Below are 12124 nucleotides of genomic sequence, written 5' to 3' on the forward strand. Positions count from 1 at the left end.
CAAGCCACCCGGCGGTCAGCGCACCAGCGCGAAGCCGATCCGCAATCTTGTTATGGAACGATTATAGTCCAACAGGTTCTCGCCATATCCGGCAAATCCCTGAGCGAACAAATAGAGGTCGGGGCCGCCGCCCAGCAGGCGGGGCAGCGGATAGGACAGGTCGGCGTTGATCGCGCCCTTGCCCGATCCGAAATTGAACCGGCTGTTGGTCGACAGGCGCAGCCCGTCATCATCGCCAACCTGCAGGAACAGGCCGGCATGGCCGCGATAGCGGACGATATCGGGATTGTCGGACTTGTCGCCGACATAGAAGGTCAGGCGCGGCGCCACCAGCAGCCGCCGTTCCTCGCCCAGCGAGAAGGCCGCCATCGGCGCGACATAGACGCTGTTGATGCTGCGCGACGCATCGCCGTCGCGGCCATTGGATTCGTGCCGGAGCCCGCCCTGCAGCGCCAGCGACATGCCGTTTTTCAGCATTCGGGTCGGCGTCACATAGATGATCTCGGGCTGATAATCGATGTTGCGGAAGGGCATGGAATTGGCGCCCAGATCCCAGAACATACGCTGGGTATAGGCGAAATGCAGGCCGTCCCGCCAGGAACTGGGCAGGTGCGCGGCATCGCGCGATCCGAACAACCGATATTCGAAACTCAACTGCAACCGGGCATCGGTATTGGTGCCGGGGCCATAGACCGCATAGATCGGCTCATAGGGCGCCAGATTGCCGATGAAGGCATTGCCCGCGCTGCGATCGGCCGGCGGCGCGACCGGCGGCGGCACCGGGGTTCCGGGCGCCGGGGCTGGCGGGACAGGCACCGGCGATGCAGCCGCCATCTGTGATCCGGCCGGGCCATGCAGCGCTACCTGCGGCGAATTCCAGGCCGGAATCGACAGCAGCGCCCCCTCGGCCATGTCGCTTGCGGCGAGCTGATAGCGCGCCTGGGCAAAGCCGCCCGACGCAATCTCTACCGTTTCCGGCACGCCCGGCGCCCGGCGCAGCCACAGCCGGCGCGCCGCGCCATCCTGTTCCACCTGCGCCTCGACCCGGTCGGGCAGCGGCATGGCGGCGGGCGCCGTGCCCATGTTGAGGAAGCGTAGCTCGATCGCGGCCATGCCCTGCGCATCGGTCGCGCCGACCCGGCCGATCAGCGTCTCGACCGGCGCCTGCGCCCGCAGCATCGTCGGGCAAAGCGCGGTGCCGGCAATCAGCAGCAGATGGGCGCGCGCGCGGCAGGCGCGTGCGAAAAGGCGATCGATCATCTTCTATCCCTGGCCAGTTGGTCCGCCCGGACGCAGTCAACCGGACAGGGATGAGGGATAACAATCCTGTCAAATCAATACAAACCGCCTAGGGGCGATCGACATTCAGATGATGACGTGACGAAAATGGTGGTTTTCCGTGACCCGGAGCGCAGCGTACTTAAAGTACGTGAGCACCGGAAGCTCGGAAAACCGCCATTTGCAGGCCGTCAGGGCTGAATGTCGATCGCCCCTAGACCTCATGGCGCCAGCCGGTCCACGCTCAGCCGCTGGCCGCCATATTCGGCAAAGCCCCGGCTGCGCGGCTGACCATCGGCTTGGGGCGTGAAGTCGATCGCGGCGGGCTTGGCGCCGCCCAGCGGCCCGAACGTCATCTGCAGTTTCATGATGCCGGGCTTGGAACCGGTCAGGCGGATATCCGCTTCGTAGCTGGACTGGCCGCGCATGTTGATCTGCGTCGTCTCGCGCCCGCTATAGACCTGCTTCCCGTCGTCGCTGAAATCGACATAGATTTTCTCGATGGCGCCTGTTGTGCGCCGATAGAGGATATGGCCCGACCGCCGGCCATAGACCTTCACGTCGATATTCTGGCTCTTGCCCGCCAGCGCCGACAGGGTGGACAGGTCGGTATCGCCATAGGGCAGGTTGTCGGGCACGGCGCGCGGGGCGACCGCCGGCCCGGCCTTGTATCCGGGCAGGGTGACGATCTGGACCCGCTTGGTCTCGCTGCCGCGCAGCCCCTCGATCCAGGTCGCCCGGCGGCTGTCGGGGTGCCAGGACATGGGCGAATGAAACACCCAGTTGGCCTGGCTGCTGAGGTTCGCGCCCAGATAGCCGTCCTCGCGCTGCGACCGGGCGATGTCGATCAGCGCCGGCCCGACATTGCCCGGCCGGGCCGTGCGCACGCCGGTGACGGCATAGGTATAGGCGAACATGCTCAGCCCCATGTTCAGGCTGTCGGGATAGGGGCGGGGCATCAGCCCCAATATCGCCGGGTCGGTCTGCGAAAAGCGGGTGGTCATCACCATGCCCAGCCGCTCGTCGGGCGAGAAAATCGTCGTCTCGGTATAGCCCGGCGTATCGGTGATCGGCGTCACCTTGCCGCTCGCCAGGTCCATCACCACCGAATCGGGTAGGTCGCGCTTCACCGCGCCGACTAGCGACAGGGCGCTGCCGCCATGGACGAACTGCTTCACCTCGCCGCCGCGGATCGGCGACGGGATGACGCCATCGGCATGGGCCGGATCGGGGTGAAAGGGATCGCTGCTGCTGATGATCTGCGGCCGGGTGACGACATAGCCGTCCGGGCCGCGCGTCAGTTCGCCGGTCAGCACGGCGGCGGAATAATTCGCGAGCAAGGTCGTCCAGGCGATATGACGATTGTCCGGCGCCACGACCATTTCCGACCAGCGATGCCAGATATGCGCGCCATCGGCCACCTGCGGCGGATAGGTGACGGGCACCAGCTGCGCCTGCGTGCAATCGTCCAGGCTGGTCGGGCATTCGATCACGAAATCGCCTAGGAAGATGCGCTTATTGTCGGCAAACACCATGTAGCGGATGCCATTATCCTTCGGCCGGGCGGGAATCGTCCCGCTGAAAATCGGACGGATATGGCTGCCATCATCGTCCATGATGGCGAGGTTGATCTGCCGCGGATCGCTCTCGCCCGGCTTGGCATAGGTCAGCAATATCCGGCCCGACGGCGTGTAGGTGGCGCTTTGCGGCCGCATGTCGGCGGGCAATGTCAGGGTGCGGATCACCGGCTGGCCGAACAGCGCGCCTTGCGCCCTGGGCCGGGCCAGGGTCGGCCCGCCATCCAGCGCCAGCCCGCCGATCAGGATGGGCAGCATGGCCAATATCGGCAGCCGGCGGGAAGGGGGCTTGGTCACCAAATTCTCTCCTCGTCTCGGCCTTGGCCCAGGGGTGCTGGGCGGCCGTCCACCCTGCTGATGGCACCAGCCCGCCGGCCGGCAAGCGCCAATCCGTTACGCGGAAAGAGGGCTTGCCAATGTCCCGCAAAACCGGGCATTTTCCAGCCGGCGCTTCGCGAACGGGCAGAGCGATTAGCGGGGCGGAGAGAGGAGCAGGCGATTTTCAATCGACGCATCTTGTTGGAGCTATGGGCGATGCTGGTATTGGGCGGCATCATCGGCTTCATGGGGCCGTTCGGCACCTATATGCGCGACGGGCTGCCGGGGCGGATCGGCCATTGGTGGCTGCTGCTGATGGGGGCCTATATCCTCGTCCGGCCGATGATCTGGCTGCTGCGCCGGCTGGCGCTGCGGATCGACCTGTCGGTGTCGATCACCGTCTTTTCCGGCGTGTCGCTCTGCGTCGTACCGCTCGCCTTCCTCTGGCGCAATGTCGGCCGCACCGCCTTTCGCGACCTGGACGGCTTTACCGGCCTGCTGCCCTTTTCCTTCCTCTGCGCGCTCACCGTGCTGGTCGTCACCCACTGGGCCGAACAGACCGACCGGCGGCTGACCCAGCGCCACGCTGCGCCGCCGCCCGTCGATGCCCCGCTTGCCGAAGACGCCCCCGCAACATCCCCCGCAAACCCGGCCCTGCGCCATCGCCTGTCGGCCGGCTTTGCCGGACCGATCCTGGCGCTGCAGAGCGAGGATCATTATGTCCGCGTCCATGGTGCGGGCGGCAGCGAATTGCTGCTGATGCGGCTGCGCGACGCGATTGCGGAGATGGAGGGGGTGGCCGGGGCACAGGTGCATCGCAGCTGGTGGATCGCCCATCGTGCCATCCTGCGCTGCGATCCGGCGGGGCGCAGCTGGCTCATCACCCTGGATGGCGGGCTCAGCGTCCCCGTCGCGCGCGATTCGGTCGCCCGGCTGCAACGCGCCGGCTTCCTGCCCGCGTCCTGACCCGCATTCTGCGCCCCTCTGGCGGGCAAAAGAAAACCCCGCCGGAGCAAGCTCGACGACGGGGCCAGGTTCAGGGAGGTGTCACTCCAAAGGGGGGAAGAGTGACAGGACCAATCTAGGAAAGCGCGCGTGGCTTTCAAGCATCAACCACATATTTTTGTCGCCGGCCGCGCCCCTGCCATCGGCCCTATCACACGGCTGAACCCACTATTTCGGCCATTTCCGTTACGGCAACCAGTCATGTCGTGAATATGGCTGAATACGTATGCTGGATTCTGTGCAGAGGGACCGGGGCAGCGCTATTTGAACCAGACCGACACATGTCGGCAAGAAACGCTCAAGATGCGTCCTGGGGAGGATCACTGTCATGCATCAATTCCGTCATACCGTCCTGCGCGCTGCGCTGCTGGCAGGGGCTTCCTTCTCGCTCGCCGCGGTCGCCCATGCGCAGACCGACGCCGAAACCGCGACGCCCGCCGCACCCGCCGCCGGCGAATCCGAAGGTATCGTCGTCACCGGCATCCGCGCCTCGCTCGCCTCCGCCGCCAAGGTGAAGCGCGATTCCGTGCTGATCGTCGATTCCATCTCGGCCGAAGATGTCGGCAAGCTGCCCGACGTGTCGATCGCGGATTCGCTCGCCCGCCTGCCCGGCGTCACCGCCCAGCGCCTCGAAGGCCGCGACCAGCGCCTGTCGATCCGCGGCCTTGGCCCGGACTTCTCGACCACCCTGCTCAACGGTCGCGAACAGGTCACCGTCGGCGACAATCGCGGCGTCGAATATGACCAGTATCCCTCGGAATTCTTCCAGAACGTCAATGTCTACAAGAGCGCCGACGCAGCCCTGATCGCCGCCGGCATCTCCGGCACGGTCGACCTGCGCATGCTGCGTCCGCTCGACAAGAATGACCGCATCCTCGCCGTCTCGCTGCGCGGCCAGATGAACGGCATGGACAAGCTCAATCCCGATGGCGAACGCTATGGCTATCGCGCCTCGGCCACCTATGTCGATCAGTTCGCCGACGACACGCTGGGCCTGTCGCTGGGCTTCGCCGCCTCGCAGACCCCGTCACAGAATGAGCGCTTCAACGCCTGGGGCTATCCCACCGATGCCGACGGCAATCTGATCATCGGCGGCGCCAAGCCCTATGTGCAGTCGAACCTGCTCAAGCGCTACGGTATGGTCGGCACGCTGGAATGGCAGCCGAGCGACAATTTCCACTCGACCTTCGACGTCCTCGCCTCGCATTTCGAGGAAGTGCAGCGCCTGCGCGGCATCGAATTCCCGCTCGTTTGGGGCAGCAATGTCGGCGTCAGCGACGTGACGGTCGAAAATGGCTTCGTCACCGGTGCTACCTTCTCCAACGTCTATGGCGTTCAGCGCAACGACTATAACAAGCGCAAGGCCGACACCATCTCGCTCGGCTGGAACAACGACATCCGCTTGAACGATCGCCTCAAGCTCAATGTCGATGCCAGCTGGTCGCGCGCCAAGCGCACCGACTTCCTGCTCGAAACCTATTCGGGCACCGGCTATCTGCGGTCGGGCGTGTCCGATACGGTGCGCGTCGAGCGCCAGTCGAACGGCCTGTTCAGCATCGTGCCGACGCTCGACTATACCGACACCAACGTCATCAGCCTGACCGACCCCAATGGCTGGGGCTATAACGGCACCACCGCCGTCGTGCAGGCGGGCTTCCTCAACCGGCCCAAGTTCATCGACGACATGAAGTCGTTCCGTGCCAACCTGGTTGGCGACATTTCCGGCAGCATCTTCAGCAACTGGGAAGTCGGCGGCAATTACAGCCGGCGCAAGAAGACCAGCGCCTATACCAGCTATTTCCTCTGCCCGACCGGCGGCACGGATTGCACCATCGCCAATGGCACGCCCGGCTCGGCGCCGGTGCCGCAGGAGGCGCTGCTCGGCAAGAATGTCTCGCTCGACTATCTGGGCGTGCCGGCGATGCTGACGCTCGATCCGCTCTATCTCTACAACAATGTCCTGGATGCCGTGTATGACAACCGGCCGTCCTCGCTGGTGCGCGACAATGTCGTGAAGGAAGATGTCTTCACCGGCTATGCCAAGATGACGCTGGACGGCGATCTGGGTGGCAAGCCGCTCAAGGGCGCGATCGGCGTGCAGGTGATCCACACCCGCCAGGCGTCGACCGGCACCATCTCGAACTTCGCCGATGGCGTCGTCACGGTCGTCCCGGCTTCGGGCAAGGACAGCTTCACCAATTTCCTGCCCAGCGCGCAGCTCTCGGTCGAGCTGGAACCCGGCTTCTTCGTGAAGATGGGTGCGGCCCAGACCATGGTGCGTCCGCGCATGGATCAGGAACGGATCAACCAGGAATATAATTTCAACCTGGCCAATGTCGGCCTCGGCTCCGACCCGCAGTACAGCCCGTTCAGCTCGAACGGCGGCAACATCGCGCTGCGTCCCTATCAGTCGACCAATATCGACCTGTCGATCGAGAAATATTTTCCGGGCGGCGGCTATGTCTCGCTCGCGGGCTATTTCAAGAATCTGACCGACTTCGTCGATCCCAACAACAATATCGCCTATGATTTCTCGGACGTGCTGGCCTCGCTGCCTGCCGACATCCGCAACCAGATCATCGCTGACGGCAGCTATATCGGTCTGCTGAAGGCGCCGGCCAACACCGGCAAGGGCACGATCATGGGTGCGGAAGGCACCGTCTCGCTGCCGTTCAAGGTATTCAGCGAAACGTTGGATGGCTTCGGCATCTTCGCCAGTGGTTCCTACACCCACAGCGAAGTCAAATACGGCAGCAACCCGACCGATGTCGTCACCCTGCCGGGCCTGTCCAAATGGGTCGCCAGCGGCACCGCTTATTATGAAAAGAGCGGTTTCCAGGCGCGCGTCTCCTATCGCTATCGCTCTTCCTTCCTGGGCGAAGTCGCCGGCCTTTCGGCCGCGCCGACCTTCCGCACCGCCAAGGCAGAGGGCATTCTGGACGCGCAGATCGGCTATGAATTCCAGTCCGGTCCGCTCACCGGCCTGTCGATCCTGCTGCAGGGCAAGAACCTCACCGACCAGCCCTTCGTCACCTATCAGAATGGCGATAAGCGCCAGGTCATCGACTATCAGCGCTACGGCCGCGATTATTATCTGGGCCTGACCTACAAGTTCTGATCGGCCTTCGGCCGACCGGGCAAGTTCTGACCGGCCTTCGCGCCGGTCGGGCAAGTCCTGAAATTCCTCCCCGGATTGCCCGACTGCACGCGGGCAATCCCCCTCCCCGGACCGCCACCCCTTAGAGGGGAGGGCGGTCCGTTTTTCTTTGGGGGAGGGGGAGTAGGCTCAGCCTCTCTTCTTCCTCCCCTCCCTGAGAGGGAGGGGAGGAAAATTCTAAGCCGTCATCCGCGTGATCAGTCGCGGCGCCAGCAGCGTCGGCGTCACCGGCTTGCGGTCGATCTGGCCGATCAGCGCGTCGACCAGCACCTCGCCCGCGTGCAGATAATCCTGCGCCACGGTGGTCAGCGGCTGCCGCGTCAGGCTGGCGGCGGGGATATCGTCGAAGCCGATCAGGGCCACGTCGCCCGGCACCGACAGCCCATGTTCGTCCAGCGCCCGCATCGCGCCGATCGCGATCAGGTCGGACCCGGCAAAGATCGCGTCGAACTTCACGCCGCGCGCAATCAGCCGGCTCGCCGCCTCATAGCCCGACTGCTCGGTCGACAGTGCATCGACATGCAGGCGGGGGTCGACCGCATGGCCGGCCTCACCCAGCACGTCGGACAGGCCGGCATAACGATCGCGAAACTCGGGATAATGGCTCGATGCGTCGCCCAGGAAGGCGATCCGGCTGCATCCGCGCGCGATCAGATGGGCGCCCGCATCGCGTCCGCCGCGCCGGTTGTCGCAGCCGATCGTCATCCCTAGCGCATGCTGGTCCACCGACCCCCAGCGCACGAAATGCGTGCCCTGCGCCACCAGCTGCTCCAGCCGGGTGCGATAGATTTCATAGTCGCCATAGCCCAGCAGGATGATGCCGTCGGCCTTGCGGCTATCCTCATAATCGACATGCCAGTCGGTTGAGAGCTGCTGGAAACTGGTCAGCAGGTCATAGCCGCGCTTGGCACAGGTCTGCAGGATCGGCCCCAGCATCGACAGGAAGAAGGGATTGATCCAGCTTTCGTCGGGCAGCAGATCCTCGAAGAACAGGAGGGCCAGCGTATTGCTCTTGCCCCGCCGCAGCGAGGAAGCATTCTTGTCCACCGTATAGTTGAGCTGCCGGGCGATCGCCTCGACCCGCAGCCGCGTCGCCTCGCTCACCGTCTTGTCGCCGCGCAGCGCGCGCGACACGGTCGGCTGGGACACGCCGGCCAGCGTGGCGATGTCGAAGGATGTCACTTTGTCGTTGGCGGCCATGGCGCGACCCTACGCCAGCGAGTCTCCATTGGGAATAGAAGGGTTTGAAACCGGTCTGAATACGTATGCCGCTCCCTTGGCCCGCCCTGTCCCCGCCGACTAAGAAGGGGCCAAGCTGCGGCAATCGGGCACAAGCAGCAATGGGAGGGATGAAGGCCATGCGCGGACGAACGGCAATGCTGCTGGCTGCGCTCTGCGCGCTTCCCGCTCCGGCCATGGCACAGGATGACGGCTTTCGCGCCCGCCTGCCCGAAGATGAAGTCATCTATTTCGTCCTGCCCGACCGCTTCGACAATGCCGATCCCGCCAATGACAAGGGCGGACTCAAGGGCGACCGGCTCCAGACCGGCTATGATCCCGCATCCAAGGGCTTCTACCATGGCGGCGACATCAAGGGGCTGATCCGTCGGCTGGATTATATTCAGGGGCTGGGCGCCACCGCCATCTGGGTCGGCCCGATCTTCCGCAACAAGCCGGTGCAGGGGCCCAAGGGACAGGAAAGCGCCGGCTATCACGGCTACTGGATCACCGATTTCGAGCATGTCGACCCGCATTTCGGCACCGACGCGGATTTCGCCGCGCTGGTGAAGGCCGCCCATGGCCGGGGGATGAAAGTCTATATGGACATCATCGCCAACCATACGGCCGACGTGATCCAATATCGCGAATGCGCCGACCGGCCCTGTCCCTATCGCTCGCGCGCCGACTATCCCTATCAGCGGCGCGGCGGCGTGGCCGGCCCGGCGATCAATCCGGGCTTTGCCGGCGACGCCGATCATAGCGAGGCCAATTTCGGCAAGCTCACCGACCCGGCCTATGCCTATAGCCCCTTCGTGCCGAAGGGCGAGCAGGCGGTGAAGAACCCGGCCTGGCTCAACGATGTGCGCTATTATCATAATCGCGGCGAGACGACCTATTCGGGCGAGAGCGCGACCATGGGCGACTTTGCCGGGCTCGACGATCTGATGACCGAACATCCACGCGTGATCGCCGGCATGATCGACATTTTCGGCGGCTGGATCGACCGCTTCGGCATTGACGGCTTCCGCATCGACACCGCCCGCCATGTCGACCCGCATTTCTGGCAGCAGTTCGTACCCGCCATGCAGGCGCGGGCCAAAGCGCGCGGCATCCCCAATTTCCATGTCTTTGGCGAAGTCTATGTCGAGACGGTCGATGCCGGCCCGCTTGCCTGGCATACCCGCGAAGGTGGCTTCCCCGCCGTGCTCGACTTCGCCTTCCGCCAGGCCGCGCTGGAAACCGTCGCGGGCAAGGCGGCGACCGCCACCTGGGAACGCATGCTGACCGGCGATGCCCTCTATCAGGGTGGCGCCGCCACCGCGCGCCAGTTGCCCACCTTCGTTAGCAATCATGACGCCGGCCGTTTTGCTACCTTCGTCCGCCGCGCCTTCCCGCAGGCGGGCGAGGATGAAGTGCTGCGCCGGGTGATGCTCGCCAACGCCATGCTGCTGACGCTGCGCGGCGTGCCGACCATCTATTATGGCGATGAACAGGGTTTCGTCGGCGACGGCGGCGATCAGGACGCGCGCGAGGATATGTTCGGCAGCCAGGTGGCGAGCTATAATGACAATCGCCTGCTCGGCAGCGATGCGACCACCGCTACCGCGCGCTTCGACCCCGCGCATCCGCTCTATCGCGAGATCGCCGCGCTCGCCCGTCTGCGCACCGGCCATGCCGCGCTGCGCCGGGGGAATGAGACGATCCGCGCGCGTGGCGATGAACCCGGCCTGTTCGCCGTCTCCCGCTTCGATCCTGACACGGGCGCGGAATATCTGATCGCCTTCAACACATCGACCGCGCCGATCAGGGCGCAGGTTCAGGTGGATATAGCCTCCACCGCCTTCGACACCCTAGCCGGCGCGGCCTGTGCCCCGCGCGCGTCCGCGCCCGGCAGCCTCGCCCTCGACCTTCCTCCCCTTGGCTACAGCGTCTGCGCTGTACGGAGCGCTAATCCGCAATGACCGACGCAATGACCGATATGGCTCCCTGGTGGCGCGGCGCCACCATCTACCAGATATATCCGCGCAGCTTCGCCGACTCCAATGGCGACGGCATCGGCGATCTGGCCGGCATCACCGCCCATCTTCCCTATGTCGCCTCGCTCGGCGTCGACGCCATCTGGCTCTCGCCCTTCTTCAAGAGCCCGATGCGCGACTTCGGCTATGACGTGTCGGATTATTGCGATGTCGATCCGATCTTCGGCACGCTCGCTGATTTCGACGCGCTGATCGCCCGCGCCCATGATCTGGGCCTGCGCATCATCGTCGATCAGGTCTGGGCCCATACCTCCGACGAACATCCCTGGTTCATCGAAAGCCGCTCCAGCCGTCAGAACGACCATGCCGACTGGTATGTCTGGGCCGATGCGAAGCCCGACGGTACGCCGCCCAACAACTGGCAGTCGGTGTTCGGCGGTCCGGCCTGGACCTGGGACGCGCGGCGCGGCCAATATTATATGCACAATTTCCTGAAGGAGCAGCCGCAGATCAACCTGCACAATGGAAAGGTGCAGGCGGCGGTGCTGGATATCGTGCGCTTCTGGCTGGACCGCGGCGTCGACGGCTTCCGCATCGATGCGATCAACCATTCGATGCCCGACCCGCAACTGCGCGACAATCCGCCCGCGCCCGAAGACGGTCGCATCCGCACGCGCCCCTATGATTTCCAGATCAAGCGCTACAGCCAGAGCCACCCGGACATTCCGCTGTTCCTGGAAAAGGTGCGTTCGGTGTTCGACGAATATCCCGATCGCTTCACTGTCGCCGAAGTCGGCGGGGATGACAGCGATGCGGAGATGAAGGCCTTCACCCAAGGCGATCATCGCCTCAACACCGCCTATGGCTTCGACTTCCTCTACGCGCCCAAATTGACCGCGCCGTTCCTGAAAGACGCGCTGTCGCGCTGGCCGGCGGAGCAGGGGATTGGCTGGCCGAGCTGGGCGTTCGAAAATCATGACGCGCCGCGCGCCGTCTCGCGCTGGGCCGGCGACATCGACGCCCATGCCTATTGCCGGATGAAGATGCTGCTACTCGCCTGCCTGCGCGGCAATATCTTCCTCTATTATGGCGAGGAACTGGGCCTGCCGCAGGTCGATATCGCGTTCGAGGATCTGCAGGATCCCGAAGCGATCGCCAACTGGCCGCTGACCCTGTCGCGCGACGGCGCCCGCACGCCCATGCCCTGGATCGGCGCGGCGCCCTGGCTCGGCTTTTCCGAGGCCAGGCCCTGGCTGCCGGTGGGGGAGGCGCATCGTCCGCTCGCCGTCGACGCGCAGGAAGCCGACCCCGCCTCGCTGCTCCACTGGACGCGCGAGGTGCTGGCCCTGCGCAATGCCACCCCGGCGCTGCGCAGCGGCACGATCACCTTTCTCGATACGCCGGACGATCTGCTCGCCTTTGAACGGACGCAGGACGGACAGCAGCGCCTCTGCGTCTTCAACCTTGGCACCGGCCCCGTCGCCTGGCGCCCGGCCGATGCGGACCGCTGGCAGGTCGAACTGTCGACCGGCACCATCGCCGACTGGAATTTCGCCCCCGCATCCGGCCTCGCCGCCGCCTTCCAAGTTTAA

General features: G+C 64.8%; 7 protein-coding genes. 4 read left to right on the plus strand and 3 right to left on the minus strand.

Features of this window, described 5'->3' with window-relative positions; genetic code table 11:
• Window positions 1-15 precede the first annotated feature (15 nt).
• On the minus strand, window positions 16-1260 hold the full coding sequence (locus tag N6H05_RS08935) for a phospholipase A (protein ID WP_284113539.1): 1245 nt from the start codon (window positions 1258-1260) through the stop codon (window positions 16-18).
• Window positions 1261-1499: 239 nt separating this feature from the next.
• Entirely contained in the window at window positions 1500-3152 is a 1653-nt protein-coding gene (locus N6H05_RS08940; RefSeq protein ID WP_284113540.1) for a hypothetical protein, read from the minus strand.
• A 237-nt stretch (window positions 3153-3389) separates the two neighbouring features.
• On the opposite strand from N6H05_RS08940, the gene N6H05_RS08945 reads away from it, so the two are divergent.
• Both N6H05_RS08945 and N6H05_RS08950 read left to right on the plus strand, forming a co-directional pair.
• Window positions 3390-4139, plus strand: coding sequence for a LytTR family DNA-binding domain-containing protein (locus N6H05_RS08945; RefSeq protein ID WP_284113541.1), 750 nt, complete (start codon window positions 3390-3392; stop codon window positions 4137-4139).
• Window positions 4140-4506: 367 nt separating this feature from the next.
• Window positions 4507-7296 (plus strand): TonB-dependent receptor, encoded by a 2790-nt coding sequence (locus tag N6H05_RS08950; protein ID WP_284113542.1) that lies wholly within the window; start codon window positions 4507-4509, stop codon window positions 7294-7296.
• A 216-nt stretch (window positions 7297-7512) separates the two neighbouring features.
• Here the strand turns inward: N6H05_RS08950 and N6H05_RS08955 are convergent, their stop codons facing one another.
• Complete coding sequence (locus N6H05_RS08955) at window positions 7513-8535, minus strand: LacI family DNA-binding transcriptional regulator (RefSeq protein ID WP_284113543.1); 1023 nt, start codon at window positions 8533-8535, stop codon at window positions 7513-7515.
• Window positions 8536-8693: 158 nt separating this feature from the next.
• Here N6H05_RS08955 and N6H05_RS08960 point away from each other — a divergent pair, with 158 nt between their 5' ends.
• A complete protein-coding gene (locus N6H05_RS08960) occupies window positions 8694-10517 on the plus strand; it encodes an alpha-amylase family glycosyl hydrolase (protein WP_284113544.1) in 1824 nt (607 codons plus the stop codon).
• Between the two features lie 8 nt (window positions 10518-10525).
• Window positions 10526-12124, plus strand: coding sequence for an alpha-glucosidase (locus tag N6H05_RS08965; RefSeq protein ID WP_284113545.1), 1599 nt, complete (start codon window positions 10526-10528; stop codon window positions 12122-12124).

It is taken from the genome of Sphingobium sp. WTD-1, from assembly GCF_030128825.1.
In the GTDB taxonomy this organism is placed as follows: Bacteria; Pseudomonadota; Alphaproteobacteria; order Sphingomonadales; family Sphingomonadaceae; genus Sphingobium.

Coding starts and splice junctions, on each gene's coding strand:
- N6H05_RS08950 (WP_284113542.1), top strand. CDS start 4,507: ATGCATCAATTCCGTCATACCGTCCTGCGCGCTGCGCTGCTGGCAGGG.
- N6H05_RS08965 (WP_284113545.1), top strand. CDS start 10,526: ATGACCGATATGGCTCCCTGGTGGCGCGGCGCCACCATCTACCAGATA.
- N6H05_RS08935 (WP_284113539.1), bottom strand. CDS start 1,260: ATGATCGATCGCCTTTTCGCACGCGCCTGCCGCGCGCGCGCCCATCTG.
- N6H05_RS08945 (WP_284113541.1), top strand. CDS start 3,390: ATGCTGGTATTGGGCGGCATCATCGGCTTCATGGGGCCGTTCGGCACC.
- N6H05_RS08960 (WP_284113544.1), top strand. CDS start 8,694: ATGCGCGGACGAACGGCAATGCTGCTGGCTGCGCTCTGCGCGCTTCCC.
- N6H05_RS08955 (WP_284113543.1), bottom strand. CDS start 8,535: ATGGCCGCCAACGACAAAGTGACATCCTTCGACATCGCCACGCTGGCC.